The sequence below is a fragment of the Bradyrhizobium sp. STM 3566 genome, assembly GCF_045571445.1.
In the GTDB taxonomy this organism is placed as follows: Bacteria; Pseudomonadota; Alphaproteobacteria; order Rhizobiales; family Xanthobacteraceae; genus Bradyrhizobium; species Bradyrhizobium vignae.
Genome location: NZ_CP120692.1, coordinates 2,636,262 through 2,658,592, shown reverse-complemented (window position 1 = coordinate 2,658,592; position 22,331 = coordinate 2,636,262). Strand labels below are relative to the sequence as shown.

16 protein-coding genes are annotated in these 22,331 nt (G+C 64.4%); 4 read left to right on the top strand and 12 right to left on the bottom strand.

Annotation, left to right across the window (positions count from 1 at the left end):
* Positions 1 to 9: 9 nt before the first annotated feature.
* A complete protein-coding gene (locus tag P6U27_RS12495; RefSeq protein ID WP_122402416.1) occupies positions 10 to 2,274 on the bottom strand; it encodes a DUF1522 domain-containing protein in 2,265 nt (754 codons plus the stop codon).
* 320 nt (positions 2,275 to 2,594) lie between these two features.
* Positions 2,595 to 4,865 carry a DUF1522 domain-containing protein gene (locus P6U27_RS12490; RefSeq protein WP_407194127.1) on the bottom strand — a complete coding sequence of 757 codons (2,271 nt, stop codon included), beginning with the start codon at positions 4,863 to 4,865 and terminating at the stop codon, positions 2,595 to 2,597.
* 323 nt (positions 4,866 to 5,188) lie between these two features.
* Here P6U27_RS12490 and flbT point away from each other — a divergent pair, with 323 nt between their 5' ends.
* Entirely contained in the window at positions 5,189 to 5,629 is a 441-nt protein-coding gene (gene flbT, locus P6U27_RS12485; RefSeq protein WP_122402414.1) for a flagellar biosynthesis repressor FlbT, read from the top strand.
* A 96-nt stretch (positions 5,630 to 5,725) separates the two neighbouring features.
* Here flbT and P6U27_RS12480 read toward each other — a convergent pair whose 3' ends face one another.
* The 10 genes from P6U27_RS12480 to P6U27_RS12435 all read right to left on the bottom strand — a co-directional run bounded on the left by P6U27_RS12480 (position 5,726) and on the right by P6U27_RS12435 (position 19,436).
* Positions 5,726 to 6,262, bottom strand: a complete 537-nt coding sequence (locus P6U27_RS12480; RefSeq protein ID WP_244607952.1) for a group II intron maturase-specific domain-containing protein — start codon at positions 6,260 to 6,262, stop codon at positions 5,726 to 5,728.
* Between the two features lie 180 nt (positions 6,263 to 6,442).
* Positions 6,443 to 6,808 carry a hypothetical protein gene (locus P6U27_RS12475; protein WP_407194126.1) on the bottom strand — a complete coding sequence of 122 codons (366 nt, stop codon included), beginning with the start codon at positions 6,806 to 6,808 and terminating at the stop codon, positions 6,443 to 6,445.
* A gap of 591 nt (positions 6,809 to 7,399) precedes the next feature.
* Complete coding sequence (locus P6U27_RS12470) at positions 7,400 to 8,899, bottom strand: aspartate aminotransferase family protein (protein ID WP_122402413.1); 1,500 nt, start codon at positions 8,897 to 8,899, stop codon at positions 7,400 to 7,402.
* Positions 8,896 to 10,149, bottom strand: a complete 1,254-nt coding sequence (locus P6U27_RS12465; protein ID WP_122402412.1) for a hypothetical protein — start codon at positions 10,147 to 10,149, stop codon at positions 8,896 to 8,898. Before P6U27_RS12465 ends, P6U27_RS12470 begins: the two co-directional genes overlap by 4 nt.
* 53 nt (positions 10,150 to 10,202) lie before the next feature.
* Positions 10,203 to 10,988 (bottom strand): hypothetical protein, encoded by a 786-nt coding sequence (locus P6U27_RS12460; protein ID WP_122402411.1) that lies wholly within the window; start codon positions 10,986 to 10,988, stop codon positions 10,203 to 10,205.
* 72 nt (positions 10,989 to 11,060) lie between these two features.
* Complete coding sequence (locus P6U27_RS12455) at positions 11,061 to 12,944, bottom strand: flagellar protein (protein WP_129145040.1); 1,884 nt, start codon at positions 12,942 to 12,944, stop codon at positions 11,061 to 11,063.
* A gap of 21 nt (positions 12,945 to 12,965) precedes the next feature.
* Positions 12,966 to 14,849 carry a flagellar hook-associated protein FlgK gene (flgK, locus tag P6U27_RS12450; RefSeq protein WP_122402409.1) on the bottom strand — a complete coding sequence of 628 codons (1,884 nt, stop codon included), beginning with the start codon at positions 14,847 to 14,849 and terminating at the stop codon, positions 12,966 to 12,968.
* A gap of 35 nt (positions 14,850 to 14,884) precedes the next feature.
* Positions 14,885 to 17,137: a flagellar hook-basal body complex protein gene (locus tag P6U27_RS12445; RefSeq protein ID WP_122402408.1), complete on the bottom strand. Its 2,253-nt coding sequence runs from the start codon at positions 17,135 to 17,137 to the stop codon at positions 14,885 to 14,887.
* A 228-nt stretch (positions 17,138 to 17,365) separates the two neighbouring features.
* Positions 17,366 to 17,878 carry a peptide-methionine (R)-S-oxide reductase MsrB gene (msrB, locus tag P6U27_RS12440; protein WP_407194125.1) on the bottom strand — a complete coding sequence of 171 codons (513 nt, stop codon included), beginning with the start codon at positions 17,876 to 17,878 and terminating at the stop codon, positions 17,366 to 17,368.
* Positions 17,879 to 17,960: 82 nt separating this feature from the next.
* A complete protein-coding gene (locus tag P6U27_RS12435; protein WP_407194124.1) occupies positions 17,961 to 19,436 on the bottom strand; it encodes an NAD(P)/FAD-dependent oxidoreductase in 1,476 nt (491 codons plus the stop codon).
* A gap of 224 nt (positions 19,437 to 19,660) precedes the next feature.
* Here P6U27_RS12435 and P6U27_RS12430 point away from each other — a divergent pair, with 224 nt between their 5' ends.
* The 3 genes from P6U27_RS12430 (at position 19,661) to P6U27_RS12420 (ending at position 22,304) form a co-directional block, all read left to right on the top strand.
* Entirely contained in the window at positions 19,661 to 20,197 is a 537-nt protein-coding gene (locus tag P6U27_RS12430) for a histidine phosphatase family protein (protein ID WP_122402405.1), read from the top strand.
* A 55-nt stretch (positions 20,198 to 20,252) separates the two neighbouring features.
* Complete coding sequence (locus P6U27_RS12425; protein ID WP_122402404.1) at positions 20,253 to 20,678, top strand: universal stress protein; 426 nt, start codon at positions 20,253 to 20,255, stop codon at positions 20,676 to 20,678.
* A 621-nt stretch (positions 20,679 to 21,299) separates the two neighbouring features.
* Complete coding sequence (locus P6U27_RS12420) at positions 21,300 to 22,304, top strand: IS110 family transposase (RefSeq protein WP_407194123.1); 1,005 nt, start codon at positions 21,300 to 21,302, stop codon at positions 22,302 to 22,304.
* Positions 22,305 to 22,331: the final 27 nt, after the last annotated feature.

The window sequence follows — 22,331 nt, the reverse complement described above, 5'->3', positions numbered from 1 at the left end:
AGCTACTTGTTAGCGAAGGAGCTGGAGCACGCTCTGCTGCGAGGTATTGGCCAGCGAGAGCGCGGAGACCGCGATCGACTGGCGGGTCGACAGCGCCTGGCTGTTCGCCGCTTCCTCGTTGGTGTCGGCCAGGGTCAGGTTGGACGAGCCGGTCTGCAGCACGTTGATCAGGTTCTTGTTGAAGTCCTGACGAACCTGCACCACCGAGAGGTTCGAACCCAGCGTGGAGGCTTCCGAGCGCAAGGTGCTCGAGGCCGCATTCAGGCTGGTGAGCACGCGGTTGGTCGCGGCGTTGTCGATGAAATCGGTGCCCTGCACCAGCGCGGCGAGACCGAGCCCCTTCGAGTTGAAGGTCACGCCGGTGATGTTCAGGCTCGACTTGCCGGTTTCGTCGAACACCAGCTTGAGCTGGTCGCCGTTGAGCAGGTTCACCCCGTTGAACGACGAGTCGACCGAGGTCGTGTCGATCTGCGACATGATGTTGTTGTACTGCGCAACCAGGTTCGAACGCGTGGCTTGGGCGACCGCATCGACAGTTGGTGTCGTCGCGTTCGTCCAGGTCAAGGCGGTCGTGATCGTGCCGCCGATCACGCCGCCGGCAGCGACCGAGCCAATCGTCGATGACGCGTAGTCGTTGATCACGGAGACCGTGAGCAGGCCGTTAGCGTCGATCGTCGCCGCCAGGTTGTTGGCCTGAAGCTTCGCGTTGAGCTGATCGAGCGTCTTGACAGTGCCGCCGGTGCCGTCGCCGAACGTAACGTTGACCGCCGTACCGCCGTTGAAGGAGGTGAAGGTCAAGGTCTTGCCGGAGATGCTGCCAGGAGCCGCAGCACGGCTTGCCGTGAAGGCGGTGCCGGTGCCTGTCGAGCCCGTGAGGCCGAGCGCGGACAGCGCATTGCCGGAACCGGTGATCGACAGGTCCGAAGTCGCTCCGGTCGAGATCTTCAGCGCGCCGGCGACGATGGAGGAGTTTGTCTGGCCGCTCGCCGTGCTGAGGGTCGCTGCTCCCGACGCGATAGATGCAGTCTGGACGCCTGTGGCGAGATCAACCGCGTTCAGGATGTCAGCGACGGTGCCCTTGTTGAGGTACACGGTCGCGTTGCCGTTGCCGTCGGTGACGACGTTGCCGGTGACGCCCGAGCCGCTCGGCACGTTCGCTGCGGCGGGGGTGCCACCGTTCTTGAATGTGATGGTCTTGCCGTTGACATTCAGCGTAGATCCATCGGTGATCAGCGAGGCTAGGCTGCCAGATCCCGTCGCACGGGCTGCCGTCACCGTCGCGTTGCCGGAACCAGTCGCTGTGGTCAGGCCGAGCGCGCCGAGCAGATCGGCCTTGCCGATGACGCTGAGGTCGGCACCCGTGGAGGTTTCCAGGGTGATCTTGCCGCCCGTGATCGATGAAGCGGTCTGGCTCGTATTGGTGGTGATGGTCGCGGCGCCGGCCGATACCACGGCATTCTTCACGCCGCCGGCGAGGTCGATTGCGGTCAGGACGTCGCCCACCGTGGCGGTCGAGCTGGTTGCGGAGGCGCCCAGATAGATGATCGAGTTGCCATTGCCGTCAGTCGCGATGTTGCCGCTTGTGCCATAACCGGCCGGAGCAGTGGTCGGTACCGCGCCCGCCTTGAACGTCACCGTGTGGCCATTGACGGTGAAGCTGCTGCCGTCCGTGAACTGGGTCGCCGCCGCCGTGCTGAGACCGCCGGTCGCGCCGGTGTCATAGAGCTTGGTCGAAGCCGTGATGGCGGCAGGCGTGCCTTGGTTGTCGTTTACTGCAGTTCCGGTCACCGTGCCGATGGTGCCGCCGAGCGTGGTCGAACTGGTTGCCGCCGTGACGCCGCCCGCCGCACCGGAGAACAGCACGTTGGAGAGCGCGCTGGCGCTGGTGTAGGTGGTGGTGCCGCGCAGGTCGGAAGCCGTCGCGCCGGCGATCGTGGTCGAGACGTTCGACTTGGTGGAGTAGCCGACCGTGGTCTGCAGCGCCTGGTTGGCGATCGACTTCGCGGAGTCCAGCAGCTTCGACAGCGAGGTGATGCCGGTATTGGCGGCCTGGAGCACCTGCACGCCGTTAGCGATGCCATCGAGCAGGTTGTTGATGTCGCTGGCGCGGTTGTCGAGCGATTGTGCCGTGAAGAAGTTGGTGGGATTATCCAGCGCCGTGTTCACCTTCTTGCCGGTCGACAGACGCGACTGGGTGGTGGCGAGGAGGTCGGCGGTGGACTGGAGAGACAACAGGTTCTGACGAACCGACGCAGAGAGAACGATACCGGACATGACTCTTACCCTTCTGGTTTACGCGTCTTCGTTCGATCGCTTCGGATCGAGTGACGCGCAGAGCCTGCGCGGACATGGCTAACAAAGGGTGAAACTCGCTCGCGAACCGTAAGTGGCGGTTCACCATAAGAGGGGCCGAAGCCTTCAAACAGAATAATGATCCGCCTGTAATTTCACAGCTTTTTTGGCGTTTGCTCTTCGTTAACCATAACCAAGAGTTACCTTTCGGTGCGGGCTTTCGCCTCTCGATGACCGCCACAAAAGAAAAACGGCGGGGCTGAAACCCCGCCGCTGCATTTCCTTTGCGATGTCAGCCGCTATTAGCGGAGCAGCTGGAGCACGCTCTGCTGCGACTGGTTGGCCAGCGAGAGCGCGGAGACGGCGATTGACTGGCGGGTCGACAGCGCCTGGCTGTTCGCCGCTTCCTCGTTGGTGTCGGCCAGGGTTAGGTTGGACGAGCCGGTCTGCAGCACGTTGATCAGGTTCTTGTTGAAGTCCTGACGAACCTGCACCACCGAGAGGTTCGAACCCAGCGTGGAGGCTTCCGAACGCAGCGTGCTCGACGCGGTGTTCAGCTTGGCCAGCACCTTGTTGGTTGCTGCGTTGTCGATGAAGTCGGTGCCCTGCGCCAGTGCGGCGAGACCGAGACCCTTCGAGTTGAAGGTCACGCCGGTGATGTTCAGGCTCGACTTGCCGGTCTCGTCGAACACCAGCTTGAGCTGGTCGCCGTTGAGCAGGTTGACGCCGTTGAACGAGGCGTCCAGCGAGGTCGTATCGATCTGCGTCATGATGTTGTTGTACTGGTTGACCAGGTTCGAACGAGTCGCCTGGGCAACAGCATCAGCAACGGGCGCGGTCGCGTTCGACCAGCTCAGGGCCGTGGTGATCGTGCCTCCGATCGTGCCGCCGGCGGTCGCCGAACCGATCGTCGAAGAGGCATAATCGTTGGTGGACGAAACCGTGAGCAGGCCGTTGGCATCGATCGTCGCGGTCAGGTTGTTTGCCTGAAGCGCGGTGTTGAGCTGATCGAGCGTCTTGACAGTGCCGCCGGTGCCGTCGCCGAACGTGACGTTGACCGCCGTGCCGCCGTTGAAGGAGGTGAAGGTCAAGGTCTTGCCGGAGATGCCACCCGACGCGGCCGTACGGCTCGCCGTGAAGGCGGTGCCGGTGCCGGTCGAGCCGGTCAGGCCGAGCGAGGACAGCGCATTGCCGGAGCCGGTGATCGACAGGTCCGAGTTGGCGCCGGTCGAGATCTTCAGCGCGCCCGCGACGATCGAGGACGCGGTCTGCCCCGTCGCCGTGCTGAGGGTGGCCGCGCCCGAAGAGATCGAGGCGGTCTGCACGCCGGTGGCAAGATCGATCGCGTTCAAAACGTCGCCGACGGTGCCCTTGTTGAGATACACGGTCGAGTTGCCGTTGCCGTCAGTGACGACGTTGCCGGTGACGCCCGAGCCGCTCGGGACGTTCGCTGCAGCGGGCGTGCCGCCGTTCTTGAATGTGATGGTCTTGCCATTGACGTTGAGGGTCGAGCCATCGGCGATCAGGGAGCCGAGGCTGCCCGAAGCGGTGACACGGCTCGCGGCAACGGTCGCATTGCCGGAGCCCGTTGCCGAAGTGAGGCCAAGGGCGCCGAGCAGATCGGCCTTGCCGACGACGCTGAGGTCGGCACCCGTCGAAGTCTCGAGGGTGATCTTGCCGCCCGTGATCGACGAAGCGGTCTGGCTCGTGTTGGTGGTGATGGTCGCGGCACCGGCCGAGACCACGGCATTCTTCACGCCGCTGGCAAGATCGATCGCACTGAGGACGTCACCGACCGTGGCAGTCGAGCTGGTTGCGGAGGCACCCAGATAGATGATCGAGTTGCCATTGCCGTCAGCAGCGATGTTGCCGCTGATGCCGTAACCGGCCGGAGCTGCGCTCGCCGCCGGCGCAGCGCCAGCCTTGAAGGTGATCGTGTGACCGTTGACCGTGAAGCTGCTGCCGTCCGTGAACTGCGTGGCAGCCGCCGTGCTGAGACCGCCGGTCGCGCCGGTGTCATAGAGCTTGGTCGAAGCCGTGATGGCGGCAGGCGTGCCCTGGTTGTCGTTCACTGCAGTTCCGGTCACCGTGCCGATGGTGCCGCCGAGCGTGGTCGAACTGGTTGCCGCCGTGACGCCGCCCGCCGCACCGGAGAACAGCACGTTGGAGAGCGCGCTGGCGCTGGTGTAGGTGGTGGTGCCGCGCAGGTCGGAAGCCGTCGCGCCGGCGATCGTGGTCGAGACGTTCGACTTCGTGGAGTAGCCGACCGTGGTCTGCAGCGCCTGGTTGGCGATCGACTTGGCGGAGTCCAGCAGCTTCTGCAGCGAGGTGATGCCGGTGTTGGCGGCCTGGAGCACCTGCACGCCGTTAGCGATGCCATCGAGCAGGTTGTTGATGTCGCTGGCGCGGTTGTCGAGCGATTGTGCGGTGAAGAAGTTGGTGGGGTTATCCAGCGCCGAGTTCACTTTCTTGCCGGTCGACAGACGCGACTGGGTGGTGGCAAGGAGGTCGGCGGTGGACTGGAGAGACAGCAGGTTCTGGCGAACCGAGGCGGAGAGGACGATACCGGACATACTGTTACCTTTCTGGTAGCTACGCGTCCTGTTTGACCGACATTGATCAAACGGCCGGCGGACGGTGCCTCCGAGCCTCTAACAATCCGTGAAATGAAACCGCCGGTTTCTCCGCGTCGAACACGAAACGGCTCTTGGCAAAGTTCCGCCCAGCTCCTTTGCAGAACGACAAGGCGTTGACAACGTTCTGCTTTTCGGCCGCCGCGAGAATGTTTACGGCCCGTTAACCACGTTCAGCAAGGATCGGACCCAAATCAGGGCTGGCAGCCGTTGTTCCGGGGAGCGCGCGCCGCTCGTTACAAGCGGGTTAATGGAGAACAGGCATGGCTCTCAAGGTCGAGCTCAAACCACACGAACGCATCATCGTAGGCAACTGCGTTATCACCAACACCGACCAGCGCGCCCGCCTTCTGATTGACGGCGAGAACGTTCCGATCCTGCGCGAGCGCGATATCCTCACGCCGGAGACCGCCGACACGCCCGCTAAGCTGGTCTATCTGGCGGTTCAGCTCATGTACATCTCGCCGGATCCGCAGACACAGCACGGCACTTATTTCAATCTGGTCCGCGACATCGTCACCGCGGTGCCGAGCTCCTGGCCGATCATCGAGGGCATCAACAACAACATCATGAACGGCGACCTCTACCGCGCCCTCAAGGAGGCCCGCAAGCTGATCGCCTATGAAGAGAAGCTGCGGGAGCAGTACGAAGCCACGCATCCGAGGAGTGAGGTCACGAGCGACGACGTCAGCTCGGCCGCCTGAAGCTTCACACATCCGAATCAGGATAGGGGCGAGCCTCGCGGCTCGACCCCTCCCACACCACCGGACATACGGGTCCGTATCCGGCCGTTCGCTGGATTATGCGGGCGGCTGGGCCACGACGGAAGCCAAGCCGAGTGAACCGAAGAAGCCGTTTGGCAAAGCCTCGGTAAGCGCGGGCTGTTCGCGAGCCGCCAGGGGCCATGTGGGCTGCCAGCGGTTTGTGCCGCCAAGTCCCGGCCGACGCCGCAGCGCCGCAGCTCGGCAAAACGAGCCCGTCCGTGCTTCCATTGCTTCCAGGTCGATGGCGAGCAACCGCCGCGTGATCCATTCGTCAAATGTGCGCAGCACCGACGGGGTCTGGCAGAGGCCGAAGTATCCGCGCCAGCCGATCAAGTAGATGGACAGCTCCTTGATGATCTGGGCGAGGCTCTTGCCGTCCGTGCGCCGCGTCAGTACCCGAACGTTGGCTTTGAAGCGAGCGAGGGCCTGCGGCGCGATGCGCCGTCGTGGCTCTTTCTCGCCCGTAAAGCTGAAGCCCAAGAACTTGCGGATGCGCGGTTTGGCGACCGCGCTCTTCGCCTTGTTGACCTTCAGCTTGAGGCGCTTTCCGAGGAACTTCTCGATGCCGGCCATCACCCTCTCGCCGGCCTTTGCGCACATAGATGTTGCAGTCATCGGCATAGCGCACGAAGCGGTGGCCGCGCTTCTCCAGCTCCCTGTCCAGCACGTCCAACATCAGGTTCGACAACAGCGGCGAGAGCGGGCCACCTTGCGGCGTGTCTTCCTCCGTCGGGCTGACAAGGCCGCCTTCCATCACACCCGCGTTAGAAAGCTGCGGATGAGCTTCAGAATGCGCTTGTCAGCAACCCGCTCTTGGAGAACATTCCGTCCCAATTCCGCCTGCAGCACCTGCATCACCGCCTGCTGGATGAAGCGGTCGAGCACCGTCGGCAGGCCGAGCGCACGAGTGCCACCCGACGCCTTCGGTATCTCCACCCGCCGCACCGGCTGCGGTTCGTAGGTGCCGTCAAGCAGCTGAGCCAGGATCGCAGGCCAGTGCTCCTTCGGATGGGCCGACAGGTTGTCGACGGTCATGCCATCGATGCCGGCCGCGCCCTTGTTGCGCTTCACTTGCGCCAATGCTTGCTTCAGGTTCTCACGCTCGATCACTGCTTCCAACGACCGGCCTTGCGACCGCCGGGGGTTCGAGGCTAGCTTTCGCCGCACGCGCTTCGGTCTCCTGGGTGGCGGCATTCAGGGCTTCATCCTTCGCTCCGCTCCCAAGTTCAGGTCGATCTGGTCTTTCTGCCGCATGTTGCGCGCGAGATCACCGCTCTAATGACCACTTCCAGCGTTCGGGCCTTCGGCAGCGCGCCGCCGCCTACTATGCCCTCCGCTGACTTCTACGCTGAGGTCAGATCGCCTTGCGGAGATCTCAGTCTCGTTGCCGAGACACAGCGCAGACCTCCCGAGGTAAGACCGATCGCCTTCACAGCGCGTTCGCCGGATTTACCACCCCGGCACTTGATGACTGTGGACTTCGCGATCCCTTGCTCGCTCGTCCGACGGGGTAGGCCTCGTTATCCGGTTCTTGTCCATGGAGCCGCGGTTTTGCTCCACGCTTCCTTCAGACCCCACCTCGCGGCAGCGCCCTCGCGCTTCGCCAATCCATCGCCGCCATCAGGCTGGATAGAGGACTTCCACCTCCAAGCTGTCGTTCATGCTCGGCACACAAGTCTGGGGCGTTTTTGCTTCAGATGGTCCCGGATATCACAACGCGGCGAGCGGCGGCGCCTCGACCTCGATCACGCTCTCGCTGCTGCGCCGCGCCCCGAACTCCAGCACAGCAGCCAGCAGCGCGTCAATATCTCTCTCCTCGGTGCGGTGATTGACGATCGCCGCTCGGATCGCGAACCGGCCGTCCAGCGTCGTGGCCGACGGCGCCGCGATGCCGGACTCCTGGACATCGGCCACGATCTCGCGATTGACAGCGTCATCAGCACGATAGCGGAAGCAGGCGATGTTGAGGTTTACCGGCGCCAGCAATTCGAGCCGCGGTTCGGCCAGTATGCGCGCTTCCAGATATTTCGCCAGCGCACAGCTTCGCGCGATCACCGCTCCCAGCCTGTCGGTGCCGAACGTCTTCAGCGTGAACCACGTCTTCAGTGCACGAAAGCCGCGCGACAGATCGGGGCCGAGATCGCAGGGCCAGACCGCGCCCGCCGCAAGCCCCCTCGCCTCGCGGCGCAGATAGGCCGCCGGCTGCGCAAAGGCCTGCCGATGCTGCTCGCCGTCGCGGACCAGCAGGAAGCCTGCGTCGTAAGGCACCTGCCCCCATTTGTGAAAATCGAGCGCGATGGAATCCGCGAGCTCGATGCCGCCGAGCAGATGCGCAAGCTCGGGGGACAGGATCGCGAGCGCGCCGAAAGCGCCGTCGACGTGAAACCAGATTCCTTCCTCGCGGCACAGCTCAGCAATTGCCCTGAGGTCGTCGATCGCACCGATATCGACCGTACCAGCGGACGCGACCACCAGGAACGGCCTGAAGCCGACCTCGCGATCAACGGCGATCTGCGCACGCAGCGCGGCAACGTCGATGCGATGATCGGCATCGACAGCGATCTTGCGCAGCGCATCGGTGCCGAGCCCGGCAATGTCCATCGCCCTCGATATGCAGCCATGCGCGGCCTGCGACGTGTAGGCCGTGAGCAGCGCACCGTCATTGCCGATGCCGTGCTGCCGCGCCAGCGTGCCGAGCGCAGCCGTGCGCGCCACCAGCACCGCCATCAGATTGGCCATGGACGTGCCCGTGACGAAGATGCCGCTCGCGCTGTCCGGAAAGAGAAACAGGCGGCGCATCCAGTCGACGATCTGGCGCTCGACCTCGATCGGCATGTGGTCGCGCCCGCCGAGATTGGCGTTGAGGCCTGCCGCAAGCATTTCCGCGAGCATGCCGACCGCGGTTCCGCCGCCATGCACCCAGCCCATGAAGCCGGGATGGACGTTGCCGGTCGCATAGGGCGCGACATGCTCGGCGAACTCGCGGTAGACCTCGGCGAGCTCGCTCGCCTCGCGCGGCACGTCGGCCTTGAATGCCGCACGAGCGTCGTCGGGGATCGGACGCCAGACGGGGCGCGATCGAACGTTGGCAATGCCGTCGATGGTCTCGTCCAGCATGCGATGGGCCAGCGCGCGAAATTCGCTCCAATCCTGCGGATCGAGCGAGGTGCTCGTGACGGAGCCTTGCGTGCCCCGGATGATCTCGTTCATGCTGCGCTCTCCTTGCCCGAATTTGCATGCCGCGACAGCATCGTCGTGAACGCGGCAAAGATCTTGCGCATCTGCGGCGGCTTGTAAGGAAACACGACGGGCGAATCCATGTTGTGCACGACGGCGGTGTTGTCGGCCTCGAACACCAGCAACTCGCGCTTTTCGTTCTCGGCGCAATCGACGATGAAATAGTCGAGCCCGACGCGCCGGCTCATCGCTTCGAGCGCGTTTCCATGGCGCAAGGCGAAGGCGTGGTCGAAGTCGCGCATGAAGAGGGCTTCCTCCGCGCGCTTCTCTTCGCTGAACGCCATGTAGGCGTTGAGATACCAGATGTCCCAGCGATCGGCGATCGCCATGTGGCAGGCGTAAGGCTTGCCGTCGACCATGGCGAGACGATACTTGCGATAGAGCCCGTCGGGGCTCACATAGTCGACGAAGCGTGCGACGAAGAAGTCCTGCTCTGTCCGTCCGGCGAGATAGGCCGCGAGCGCCGCCGCATCATCGAGCTTTGCGAGGCCGACGCCGGCGTGCGAGCCGCGCGGCCGCGCGATGATCGGAAAGTGCAGTTCGCCTGCGATGTCCTCGCAGGCGATCTGACCTCGCGAAAGATCCGACAATTGCGCGCGCGTTGCGTGGATGGTCGCGGGAATGTCCAGACCCGGCACACCAGCCAGCAGCCGATACAGCTTGTCGCGATCGAGATTGCCGATCCGATCGGGGCGGTTGAGCAGCGGCCGCGGCCAGTGCGGCGCGGCTTTTTCGATCAGCGCGAGCGCTTCGCGGCATTCCTCCGAATCGGACGCGACCACGATGGCAACGTCGTGCTCGGGCAAGGTTTCCGGCAGGCCGACGCCCTTGACCACATAAAGGGTCAATAGCTCGACGTCGGAGCCTTCGAGCAGGAAATCGATCGGTGTGTTGCCGCCCATGTCGATGTCGGCAGCCAGCGCGAGCAGGCGCAAGCCCGGCTTCGGAGCGGCGCTGGGCGTCCGGAACAATTGATGGAAGGTCAGCACCTCGGACTGGATCGCAAGCCCCCGATCCTTGTCGCCCAGAAGCTGGGTGATCAACGACAGATCTAGCCCTTCGCCCGCGAGCGCCGTCCCTGCCGCGATCCGTGCCACGAGCTGGTTGCGCAACGGATGCAGATCGACGCCCTCGAAGGCCTGGCGCGTCAGCCGCGCAAAGCCGACCCGGTCGGCATAGTTCGCCGCGGTCAGACCGATCGGCGCGGAAGCTGGATGCTGCATCTCACACCTCGAACGCGGAGCTCACCGCGAAGCAGCCGCTCATCCCGGACCGCTCACGCCGCGGCATCGGCCACCGCCGCGGGCGCCGGCGCGAATTGCGAGGCGATGTCGCCGCGGAACACCGACGGCCCGACGTGATCGAGCGAGCTCTGAATGTCGGCCCAGATCTCGCCGCCGATATCGGTCCAGCGCTTGCAGAAGGCGAAATCCTCGGAGAGATACGTGCCGGTCGCCGGATCGATCATGCACTCGAACAGCGCGAACCGGTTCTGGCTCGCGGCAAGCGTGTCATGCGAATGCTCGCGAAAGAATTGCAGGCCGGCGTAGTTGGGATGGCGGCACATCGCCTCCAGCACGTGACGCCGGATCATCAGGAAGCCCGTGCCTGCATAACGCACGCGGGTAAAGCCGTTGACCACGACGATGCGGTCGGGATCCTCGATCTCGAGCACGTAGTCGAGCGAGGCGGCGGGCACGTCGGCCCGACCTGACTGTATTGCACGCGCGGCCTTGTCCCAGTTGACCCGCTTGATCGGATAGCAGCCGGCGACGACGTCAGCGCCGCATTCGATCAGCCGGAACACCTGCTCCGGCTTGAAGCCGATGTCGGCATCGATGAACAGGAAATGCGTTGCCTTGGGGTCGTCCAGGAACATCGCGACCAGGTTGGCCCGCGCCCTCGTGATCAGCGCATCGCCGTCGCGCAAATGTACCTTGAGCTCGAGATTGGACATGCCGTGCACGGCGCGCTGCAGCGCGAAGATCGAGCTCGCATAGATGCTCGACACCTGCCCGCCGAAGCAAGGCGTGGCCACCACCAGCTGCATCTTGTCCGACATCGATCGCTCCGCCCCCTGCAATCCTCACCAAGAGGTAAACAGGCATGGTTAACGACGTCTTAACGTGTCCCCTTACAGGAACTTGACGAGCGAGAGCTGCGCGAGGTTCGAGGTCACCTGGTAGGACGCCTGCAGCGCGTTCTGAAGCGCCAGGATCTCGCTCGCCACCTGGTCGGGCGAAGCCGATTCCGCCTGGTCGATGATGGTCTGCAGCTGCGCCTTGGCCTGGGTCTGGCGCGTGGTCGCGTCCTTCATCGTGTTCTGGGCCATCGCGATGTCGGTCTGGATGTCCTCGATGCGCTGCTGGCCGGGCTGCTGGGTCAGCGCCTGCGTCACCCGCAGGCTCAACGCCGAGACCTGCCCGCCGGAATACTGCCCACCAGGCGTCGTCGAAAACGTCCCGAACACCGCGATCGCCTGCAATTGCCGGCGGATCGCATCCTCGTTCGCCTGGGCGCCATACTGCACCGTGACGGCATCGTCGACCCGCGCCATCGCTGTCGAGCGCGGCGAGCCGGGCCCGTCATTGCCGAGGTACCATTTCACGGTGTTCGCCGAGCCGTTCACCAGCGTGGTCGCCGAGCTCGCAGGCGAGGAGCCGACGCGCAATGGCGGCTGCGTGGCGGTGACGGGCGTCGAGCTGAAACCGAGCGCACTCAGCGCGCCGGTGTTCGACGTCGTGATGTTGAGACTCGCCGCATCGTCGGTGTTGATCGTGATCGAGCCGCCATGGACCGTCGAGGGCTTCGACGTCCCGGTGATCTGGTCGATCCTGCCGAGCAGGGTCTGGATGCTGTCGGTGACGTTGAGCTGGTTGCCGGTCGCGCCCGAGGCCACGAAGGTCAGCGTGGTGCCGTTGACGTTGATGGTGTCGCCGGCGACGAAGCCCGGCGAGATCGAGTCCGAGGGGCTCGTACCGGACAGCGCCGTTGCACCGCTGATCGGTGCCGATGGGACCGCCTGGTTGGTCTTAGGCGTGCCGATCGCGGAGCTGGCGGTGTTGAAGAAATTGTCGCCGGCGGTCATGGCCGACGCAGCCACAAGCGAGGTGTTGGCGAGCTTCTGGATCGCGGTGTTCAGCGCGGTGTTGAGGTTCGCCGCGGTGTTGTTCGGATTGACGGGGGTGCTCGCATCGATCGCGAAGCTGCCGACCGGCGTTGGCGTCGCCGAGGACGCGGTCAGATCGATCTGCTCGGTGGTGCCGTCCGGCAGCGTGAACTGGACACTCAGCTTGTCGCCGTTGTTCGGATTGACGCCGTTGAGATCGACCGAGAACGATACCGGCGAGCCGCTCGGGCCTGTCACGGTCGCGCCCGTCAGCGTCGAGGACACCGCCTTGATCTTGAGCCCGAACGGCGAGCCCGCGACGTCCTCGGACACCTGCACCGAGCTCGGCGTCGGTTGCGTCTGCACCAGCCGGCCCATGCCGTTCGCCCCTAAGTCGGCGGCCTGGCGCTCCGCCATCACGGTCTTGAAGCCGGCCTGCGTCGTGGTGCCGTTGATGATGTCGCCGGCATCGGCGACCGGCTGCGTGCTGACCGCCGTTCCCGAGAACAAATAGCGGTTGCCGGACTGCGTGTTCAGCACGCCGACCATCGAGCCGAACTGTGCCGCGGCCGTGTTCTGCGCGACCGTCTGGCCGTTGACGTTGAGGTCCTGCGCCGTGCTCGCCGAGCCGGTCTGCGTGTTGGTGCGGATCGTCGTCAAGGACTGCAGCGCTGTATTGGCGAGGTTTATGCTGACGTTGACGTTGGTAATCGTATCGGTATAGGCGGCGATGTTGGAGAGCTGCGTGCGCCCGGCGATCGCAAAGCCCTCGTTGGTGCCCATGCCGGAATAGTTCTGCGACAGCTTGCCCGTCGAAAGCTGCGTCGACAGGTCGGTGAGCTGCTGATTGATGTTGCGGATCTGCGCGCCGAGAACCGACGAGGAGTAGTTGATGCTGCTGATCGACATCTTTCAGAGCCCTGTTACTTGTTACATTTGAGCCTGGAGCAACGTGTTCATCATGCTCTGCACCACCGACATGACGTGGGCGTTGGCGGCATAGGCATTCTGAAGCTGGATCAGGTTCGACATCTCCGAGTCCAGATTGACTTTGGAGGTCGAGTCGAACTTGGCCTGGAGCGTCGAGACCACGACGCTCTGGCCCTGCTGGAGCTGCGTCGCCTGGGTCGCGGCATTGGCCTGGACGCTCAGGAACTGCTGGAGGAAGTTCGAGACGCTGCCGGTGAAAGGCTGGCTCGCCGAGCCGAGGCCGCTCTGCGGCGAATAAGAGAACACCGCACTGGTGAGCTGCGAATAGAGATAGTCCGAACGCGTGGTGTCGCCCGCGGGCGTCACCGGCGAGGTGTTATAGACCGACAGCCGGGTCGGATCGGAAACCAGCTGGGTGTTCACGGCGATGCGCCCGGCAAGGCCTGTCATCTGCGAACCCGATGCCGTGATCGCGCCGGTGTAGAGCGCCTGGCCGCCATCGGTGAACAGCGGCAGCTGCGGATTGCCCGAGGTCAGCGACGAGATCGTCTTGGTGGTCGAGGCCGAATTGACCTTGGCAAGGCCGGTGTTGTCGTCGGTCACCCGCAGCGTCGTGGCGGTCGCCGGCGATGGCGCGGCGGAGAACGACAGATGCGCGCCTGACAAGGCGGTGTTGAGCGCAGCGGCGATCGCTCCCATGCCGCCGGAGAAGTTGACGCCGATCCGCATCGGGTTGGCGTTCGTCGCGTTCTGGAGCGGCAGCGCGGCCGGGTCGGTCACGTTGACGAGCGTGATCCGGCGCTGGGTGTTGGTCGCGGTGTCGGTGTAGGTGATGTTGACCGTATTGCCCGGCTGCGCGCCGGCAAGATCGAGATCGAATCCAGCCGGCGGACCCGAGACCGTGCTGCCGGCCGCGGTCTTGTCGGACAGCGCGCTCGCCATCGTCGCGGCGAGCTGGTCGACCTGGTTCTGCGCCTGCACCAGCGTCTGGTCGCGCAGCTTCAGGTCGGCGGCGATCTGGCCGGAGGACACCACGTTGTTGGCGACGACGTCGACCTGCGAGCCGTTCGGCAGCTTGATGTTGAACGCGCCGACGCCGGACTTGGCCGGATCGATGTTGTAGAGCGAGGTCGCCGACAATGCGCCCGCGGAGGCGAAGGAGAATTCCGAGGCGAGCCCGGCGCCGACCAGCTGAATGCCGGTCGTGGTGTAGATGTTGGCCTGGTTCGAGTTATCGGTGGTGACGCGGACGTCGACATATTTCGACAAGGCGTTGATGGCCTGGTCACGTTGATCCATCAGCGTCGCGGCCGAGGGGTCGTTGGCCGACAGGCCCTGGAGCTTGGTGTTGATGTCGGCGATCTGCTTCATCGCCGCGTTGGCAGCCTGCGCCGAAGTGGAAAGATCCTGCTCGACATTGGAGCGCAGCGACTGGATGCCCTTGGTCGTGACGTTGAGCTGCTGCGCCAGCGCCTGCGCCGCGCCGAGCGCGACGGTCTGCGCTGACGAAGCGCCCGAGCTGGTCGACAACGCCTGGAGCGCCGTGGTGAATTTGTTCAGCGCGCTTTCGAGCGTGCCGTCGTTGCCGGGTGTGCCGTAGACATTCTGAAGCTGCTTCAGGATGTTGGCCATCTGGTCGGCGTAACCGCTGCCGCCGGTTTCGGTCCGCAGCTGGTTCAGCACATAGCTGTCGAGCTCGCGGCTGACGCCGGTCGTCATCGCCGTCGAGCCGAAATCGCCGGTGGTGACCTCGATCTGGTTCGGGGTCTGGACGACATAACCCGGCGTCTGCGAGTTCGCGACGTTCGAGGAGACGATCGAGAGCGCGGCCTGGTTGGCACGCAGGCCGCTCATCGCACTGGCAAGGGCTGAACTCAAACCCATATCACTGACCCGCCTTTGGTTACGTCACGCGCCGATCAGCGCAACACGTTCAAGAGGTCCTGCACCATCGAATTCGCGGTCGTGATCACCTTGGTGTTGGCCGAATAGGCCTGCTGGGTCACGATCAGCTTGGTGAACTCGTCGGCGATATCGGTGTTGGAGCCTTCCAGCGACGAGCCGCTGATGGTGCCCGAGGCGCCGTCGATGGCAGGTCCCGACTGTTCGGTCGCAGCGTAAGCGCCGCCGTCGAGGGCCTTCAGGTAGTTGGTGCCGTTGAAGTGCGATAGCTGCACCTGCGCGAGATCGAGGTTCTGGCCGTTGGAGAAGGTGCCGACCACAAGGCCGTTGTTGTTGACGGCGACCGAGCGGAGCTGACCGGCGGCGTAGCCGTTCTGGGTGATGGTATTGATGGTCACCGCGCCGCTGGTGCTGGCGTATTGCGTCAGCCCGCCCGAGGAGATGTTGAAGGCGACCGAGCCGAGCGACTGGCCGCTGACGGTGACATTGTTGATGGTGATGCCCGAGCCGCTCGGCGAGGTCAGCGAGCCGTCGGCCGCGAAGGTGAAGGTCTGACCGGTGTTGACCCAGCCGACGGTCGTGCCGGTCGCGTTCGGGTCGGTCTGGTAGAACAGGTTCCAGCTATCGGAATGACCCGCGCCCAGCGAGGCGCTGTCGGTCTTGGCCCAGCGCAATTGCAGGTTCACCGGCGTGCCCGCGGCATTGTAGGCCGTCACCGCGCCGCCGCTGATCGATTCCTTGGTGAAGGTGGCGATGTCGTTGCCGATCACGCCGCCGGTGCCGGCCGTGCCGCCACCGTCGCGATTCTTGGTGATCGTCGAGGTGAAGCCGAGCGCCGAGAAGGCAGCGCTGTTGGAGCTGGACACCGTCAGGTTCGAGACGGTGCCGGTGTTGAGCGTGATCACGCCGCCGCTGCTGACCGACGACCCCGAGGCGCCGGAGAGCGCGTCGATCTTACCGAGCAGGGTCGTGATGTTGTCGGTGACGTTGATCTGGTTCGGGCCCGAAGCGCCCGAGCTCATGAAGGTCAGCGTCTGACCATTGACGGTGATGGTATCGCCGGCGGAGAAGCCGGATGTGAGCACCTGGGCGCCGCCGGCTGTCGCAGTGCCACTCAGCACCGTCGCGCCCGAAATCGCGGGCGAGGACAGCACATTGCCGCCGCGCGTCACGCTGCTGATGCCGAGAGCGGTGGCCGCCGTGCCGCTGCCGATCGCCACGTCGGTGCCGGTGCCGGTCGAGATCTGGATATTGCCACTAACCGAGAGCGAAGCGGTGACGCCGGCGCCGCCGGCAGTCTGGATCGCGTTCAGGATGTTGGCCACCGTGGCCGTGGTGCCTGCGCCGAGACCGATCGTAGTGTTGTTGCCGACGGTCGTCACCGTGGTGCCGCCGTTGAACGTGATGGTGTTGCCGTTGATGGTGAGCGTCTGACCGCTCAATGCGGTCAGAATGCTGGAGGCAAGATGGGTGCCGGCGGTATTGTCAAGCGAGGTGGTTGTCGAGGCCACCGCCGACGAATTGTTCTGGAGTGCAACCGTGCCCGTGCCCGTCGTCGAAGAGTAAGCCGAGCGGACGTTGCCGGTTGCAGCCGCGCCTGACACCGTTGCGTTGGCATAGGGCGCCGGCGGCGTGCCGACCGGCAGCGGGTTGGCCGCGAAATCGGAAGGGTTCAGTCCGCCGGCCGCCAGCAGCGTGCCGCTCGACGCGGTCGTTTTCGCCACGGTGTTCGGCTGGGTCGGCAGGTTCGCCGCGTACTGGATCGAGGTGGTCGCCTGCGCCGGAATGAAGTTGTTCTGGAATTGCAGGACGTTCGCCACGCTGCCGGTCGGATTGCCGGTCTTCGGGTCCACCGTGACGCCCATCAAGTAATAGCCGGCGCCGTTGACCAGGTTGCCGTTGGCATTGAGCTGGAAGTCGCCGCGCCGGGTGTAGTAGGTGACGCCGTTGAACACCGGCTGGTTGTCGACGATGCTGGTCGCTTTCTGGATCGAGAAGAAGCCGTCGCCGGTGATCGCCATGTTGGTGGCGACGGTGGACGAGGAGATCGTGCCTTGCGTGGTGATGGTCGCCTTGGCGTTGGCCGTCACGCCGCCCGCGACCTGCTTGCTCGGCACCGCGGCGTCCGGAATGAGATCGACGAAGCTGGTGCCGATGCCCTTGTAACCGGTGGTGGATGAGTTCGCGATGTTGCCGGAAATGTTCTGCAGCGCGTAGGACTGCGCCTGCAGGCCACCCACCGAGGTGTTCATTGCATCGAAGATACCCATAACTTTGTCTCCAAATCCGGTCTCGGCGGCCGGTCGACCATGGCCGCAGTCGGAAGAGACAGTCGCAAGGGCTATGCCAATGCGGGTATTTTCAGGAAATCAATGACTTAATGAAAAAGCCCCGGCCTGACGACCGGGGCACATTTGCCGGGACCGGCAACAATTGCCGGGAGAAATTGTCGTTCCGGAGCGATGCGAAGCATCGAATCCGGAATGACTCCGGCGAACCTACGTCGCCGACGCCGCAGCCGGGTGGAAGACCAGCCCGAAACCGTCGATGCAGTAGCGCAAGCCCGTCGGCTTCGGACCGTCGTCGAAGACATGGCCGAGATGGCCGCCGCAGCGCCGGCAACGCACCTCGGTGCGCACCATGCCGTAGGTGCGGTCCTCGGTCTTGCCGACATTGCCCTCGATCGGCGCATAGAAGCTCGGCCAGCCCGTGCCGCTCTCGAACTTGGTCTCGGACGAAAACAGCGGCAGGTCGCAGCCGGCGCAGGCGAAGATGCCCTTGCGGTGCTCCTTCAAGAGCGGGCTGGAGCCGGGCCGCTCGGTGCCGTGATTGCGCAGGATCTCATATTGCTGCGGCGTGAGCTGGGCGCGCCATTCGGCTTCCGTCTTCACGATCTCGAACTTTTCCGCGGCCTTCTCGCCAGCCTCGGCGGGGGATGCCCTCAGCCAGCGGAAGGCCGAAAGACCAAACAGGCCGGCGACAGTCGTTAGCAGGATGCGGCGGTCAAACATCTCATTCTCCGTGCGGGAGGAGTCCACGCCCTGAGATACGGGCTTCCGACGACCGACGTTACACGTCCGGGTGGGATTTTTCTCAGGCTTGTTGCGAGACGCCGACTTCGTGCGAGACCGGTTCCGTGCCCTGCTCTGCGTCTTGAGCCGCAGGTTTCGGCGGTGGGACCGGCTGCGGCCGAACGCCGGGCGGGGGACGGCGCGGTCCGGTGCCGGCGGCCCGGTTGGCTTCAGCGAGGCGCGCCTCGCGTTCCCTGTCCTTGATACTGGCACGCTCGCGATAGCGGGCGAGCAAGCCCGCGGCGGCGGACCCCGCCCTGCCCCAGATCCCGACCAGCTGGCCGGCGACGCGCCCTGTGGTGCCGCCGGCCCAGACCAGTTCGAACGATGAGAACAGCTTCCAGCGGTCATCGCCCCATAAAATGCTGCGCGCGATCATCTGCCCGGCCATGGCGGAGGTGTTCATGCCCTGGCGGCCGAACCCGCTCGCCACCCACAGGCCTTTGCGCAGCTGACCGATCTGCGGCATGCCGTGCACGGTCTGGCCGGTGGCGCCGCCGAACATCTCGGTGATCTCGACATTGCCGAGCTCGGGAAAAATCGTGCGGATCCGCCGCCTGACAGCGCCGGCGAAGCGCTGCGGACGCGCCGCCCAGGTGGTCTCCGGGCTTTCCCACATCAGCCGGTCGCCATCGACGATCCGGAAGTGGTCGACGCCGTCCGAGTCCATCACGGATCCCTTGAACGCGATCATCTCATGCAGGCGCTCGCCGAGCGGCGCAGTGATGCCGGCATAGCGCCAGACCGGCAGCAGCGTTTCCGACAGGCGCTTCAAGGGCGCGCCGAGATGGATGTTGCCGGCGAGCACGATGTGGGTCGCGCGCAGCCGCGCCGAGGGCGTGACGATGCGCTTGCGGATGCCGGAATGATCGATGCTGACCACCGGCGTCTCCTCGAAGATGAGGGCGCCGGCCCGCCGCGCCAGCGCCGCAAGGCCGTGCACATATTTCCGGCCGTCGACCTGGAACGCTCTGGGGTAGTACACGCCGTGGAAGTAGCGATCGGTCTTCAGCGTCTCGCGGACCCGATCGACCTGCCAGCCCTCGACCTCGGTATCGAAATCCTCGTGCAGCATCTGCAACCGGCTGATCAGGCGGTCGCCCGCATCGACGTTGGAGACCTCCAGCACGCCGTCGCTGGGGGCGATCCCCGGCATGTTCTCCTCGGTGGCATTGGCGCGGACGAATTCGGCCCCCTCCTTCGACAGCGCCCACAATTCGCGGGCGTCTTCGAAACCGATGCGCTCGATCAGGTCCGCGAGCGGCAGGGCAAAGCCCGGCATCACGGTGCCGAGCTGGTTGCCGGAGGCGTTCCAGCCGACATGCCGGCCCTCGAGCACTGCGACACTGGCTCCGAGCCGGGCGGCTTCCAGCGCGATGGAAAGCCCGGCAAGCCCCGCCCCGATCACACAAATGTCGGCATCGAGATCGAACGACAGCCGCACGCGGTCGCGAAAGCCGGCTTCTTCCTGGGACACGCTTGTGAAAGTCTCGCTCATGCAGTTTTCTTAGAGCATGATCCGGAAAAGTGTGCAGCGGTTTTCTATGGCGGCAAACCCGGAAATCGGGTTTGCGGCGAGATCAAGCTCAAAACGAAAAATTAAAGCGCGATGAGGGTTTGCCCTGATCTCATCGCGCTTTAAAGGACTGTGCGGGCGCTTGTCACCTTGTCCGCAACAGGCGCCTGTAGATTATCCTGGACGTGTAACGATTCGAGAATGCCATGCGCCGTTTGATGCTGCTGCGTCACGCCAAGACCGAGACCGACGCACCGAGCGGCCGAGACCAGGACCGCCGGCTCGACGACCGCGGCCACAGGGATGCCGCGCAGATGGGCGACTGGATCGCCTGCCATCCACCCTTCCCCGATACCGTGCTGGTCTCGCACGCCGTGCGGGCCAGGCAGACCTGGGACATCGCCTGGGAGGCGATGAAGGACCGCGTCCCGGCGCCGCAGGTCGAAATCTTGCCGGAACTTTATGGCGCCGATCCCGCGCAGATCCTGGACTCCATTCGCATTGCAACCGCCCCGGCCGATCCGAAGCGATTGCTGCTGATCGGGCACAATCCCGGCATGCACGAGATCGCCCTGATGCTGATCGGAGGCGGCGATCCTGATGGCGCCGAGGCGCTCGCCAACAACCTACCCACCGCGGGGCTTGCGATCTTCGACTTTGACGTCAAGGATTGGGAGGACGTGGCCTACCGCCGCGGCAAGCTGGTGCTGTTCGTCAGCCCCAAGCTGCTCCGATCGGCCTGAGACGCGCGGGCGCCGTCTCGACCGGTTGGTCAGCTTGGTTCATAGGGAGGCGCAGATGTTCAAGTCCATCCTCGTGCCCATCGACCTCGCCGATACCGATCTCGCCAAGCCGGCGATCGCGACCGCAGCGACATTGTCGCAGACCTGGAGCAGCACGGTGCGCCTGCTCAACGTATTGCCGATGACGCCGGTGATGCTGGCCGAATACGTGCCGGCCGATTTCGACGAGCAGCAGCGCCAGACCTCGGAAGAAGCCCTCGCCATCGTCGCACGCGAATCCGGCATCGAGCCTTCCCGCATCTCCAGCGTAGTGCGCCAGGGCGGCATCTATCACGAAATCCTGGAGGAAGCCGCACACATGAAGGCCGACCTGATCGTCATGACCTCGCACCGGCCGGCGATGCGCACCTACTTCCTCGGCTCGAATGCCGGACACGTCGTGCGTTACGCCAAATGCTCGGTGCTGGTGGTGCGGCACTGAGCGTCGGCGGGCGCCAGGGCGCGCCGTCATAACTCAGGCGCTTGGTTCGAGTGCTCCAGATGTCCGCTCATTCCCCAGATCCGGAAGTGGCCTGCCGAGACTGCAGCGTGCTTACGCAACGGAAATAGACTCCGCACGCTGGCTCGCCCCGGATTTGGCACTCGTGTGCGTCTGATCCAAGCCAGGCCCCAGATCGTTGCACAGCCCGGATGGAGCGGAGAGTGCAATCCGATGCTTTCGCGAGCGGTGGGTCAACGCGCGCAGTAGCAATCAGCCCCTCATCTCGGAGCAATGTCGTGAAGCAGTTCTGGCGGAAATGGACCTACGAGGCCCCGCTCGCAATCGGCGATGCGCTGTGGGGACAGCTCGTGCCGCGAATTCCGGATGTCGCTTCGCTTCAATCTGCTACGAGGCCTTGTGTTGCCTGACGGGCAAAACGCGCGAGCGGTGGGTCAACGCGTCATTCCACAACCAACCATCCGTTGCTTTCGCCGCAGAAAGCGAGCGCTTGGGCGGCACCTGCGCGAGCCTCCTCGAATACGTCCGTATCAATCGATGCTCGCGCTACCTTAACGCCTATGCGGTCTTCCCTGCGCCCTTGTGTCCCGGAAATCTGTCAGAATGTGCAAACGGGCGGTTGGATCAGAACCGCCCGTTGCTGGAACTGAGCCCGTTGCGCCCAAAGGCGACCAGAGCCTGTGCGAGAGCGAGGGACAGCTCCAGTGTCTTCCTCAACCCGAACAGTTGCAGGGGCTTCTAGCCCGAACCGAGCAAGGAAGGGAGTGGATGATGGCACAAAATGATGTTGTTGTCATGGGTATCGACGTTGCCAAGGACAAGGTGGATGTGTGCATTCGTTCGTTGGGAGCGAGGCAAGTCTTCCCAAGCGCCACCCAGGGCCACCGCAAGCTGGTCGCTTGGCTTCGCAAGCACCAAGTGGGCAAGGCGGTGATGGAAGCGAGTGGCGGCTATGAGCGCGTCTGGGCCAAGGTGCTGCGCGAGGCCGGCATTGAGGTTCGGATCGTCGATCCCAAGCGGGTCCGCAGTTTTGCGCTGTCGGCCGGACGGCTGGCCAAGAACGATACGATCGACGCGGAGATGATCGCCTGGTTCGCCGAGACGTTCAACGATGCACCGAGCCAGACCTACGATGCGGCACGTGAGGAGTTGCAGGCGTTGGTGAAGGCGCGCCTGGATCTGATCGATTCCAGGATACGCCTGGTTGGCCAAACCGAACATGCTGCGCCGGGATTGGCTCAGAAAACGCATGCCCGCATCTTGAAGAGCCTGGCCAGCGAGATTGCCAAGCTCGAGGCTGCCATCCGCGCCCAAATCAAGTCCACGCCGGATTTTGCCGAGCGCGTCGAGATCATCGAGAGCGTGCCGGGTTTTGCCGAGACGAGCGCCGCAAACCTCGTCGCAGGCATGCCGGAGCTTGGCGAGGTGAGCAACCAGATCGCCGCGGCCTTGATCGGTGTTGCTCCCTATGACGATGACAGCGGAAAGCGACGCGGCGAGCGCCACATCAAAGGAGGCCGCCGCTGGGTCCGCAATGCCATCTACATGCCCTGTGTCGGCGCAGCCACGCTGAATAACCCCGTTCTGAAGGCCTCTATCGGCGCCTGATTGCCAAGGGAAAAGAACCGAAGGTTG

What these genes read in the sequence shown, in the direction of transcription:
- P6U27_RS12495 (WP_122402416.1), bottom strand. Translation starts at nt 2,274, where the DNA reads ATGTCCGGTATCGTTCTCTCTGCGTCGGTTCGTCAGAACCTGTTGTCT.
- P6U27_RS12490 (WP_407194127.1), bottom strand. Translation starts at nt 4,865, where the DNA reads ATGTCCGGTATCGTCCTCTCCGCCTCGGTTCGCCAGAACCTGCTGTCT.
- flbT (WP_122402414.1), top strand. Translation starts at nt 5,189, where the DNA reads ATGGCTCTCAAGGTCGAGCTCAAACCACACGAACGCATCATCGTAGGC.
- P6U27_RS12480 (WP_244607952.1), bottom strand. Translation starts at nt 6,262, where the DNA reads ATGGCCGGCATCGAGAAGTTCCTCGGAAAGCGCCTCAAGCTGAAGGTC.
- P6U27_RS12470 (WP_122402413.1), bottom strand. Translation starts at nt 8,899, where the DNA reads ATGAACGAGATCATCCGGGGCACGCAAGGCTCCGTCACGAGCACCTCG.
- P6U27_RS12465 (WP_122402412.1), bottom strand. Translation starts at nt 10,149, where the DNA reads ATGCAGCATCCAGCTTCCGCGCCGATCGGTCTGACCGCGGCGAACTAT.
- P6U27_RS12460 (WP_122402411.1), bottom strand. Translation starts at nt 10,988, where the DNA reads ATGTCGGACAAGATGCAGCTGGTGGTGGCCACGCCTTGCTTCGGCGGG.
- P6U27_RS12455 (WP_129145040.1), bottom strand. Translation starts at nt 12,944, where the DNA reads ATGTCGATCAGCAGCATCAACTACTCCTCGTCGGTTCTCGGCGCGCAG.
- flgK (WP_122402409.1), bottom strand. Translation starts at nt 14,849, where the DNA reads ATGGGTTTGAGTTCAGCCCTTGCCAGTGCGATGAGCGGCCTGCGTGCC.
- P6U27_RS12445 (WP_122402408.1), bottom strand. Translation starts at nt 17,137, where the DNA reads ATGGGTATCTTCGATGCAATGAACACCTCGGTGGGTGGCCTGCAGGCG.
- msrB (WP_407194125.1), bottom strand. Translation starts at nt 17,878, where the DNA reads ATGTTTGACCGCCGCATCCTGCTAACGACTGTCGCCGGCCTGTTTGGT.
- P6U27_RS12435 (WP_407194124.1), bottom strand. Translation starts at nt 19,436, where the DNA reads ATGAGCGAGACTTTCACAAGCGTGTCCCAGGAAGAAGCCGGCTTTCGC.
- P6U27_RS12430 (WP_122402405.1), top strand. Translation starts at nt 19,661, where the DNA reads ATGCGCCGTTTGATGCTGCTGCGTCACGCCAAGACCGAGACCGACGCA.
- P6U27_RS12425 (WP_122402404.1), top strand. Translation starts at nt 20,253, where the DNA reads ATGTTCAAGTCCATCCTCGTGCCCATCGACCTCGCCGATACCGATCTC.
- P6U27_RS12420 (WP_407194123.1), top strand. Translation starts at nt 21,300, where the DNA reads ATGTGCAAACGGGCGGTTGGATCAGAACCGCCCGTTGCTGGAACTGAG.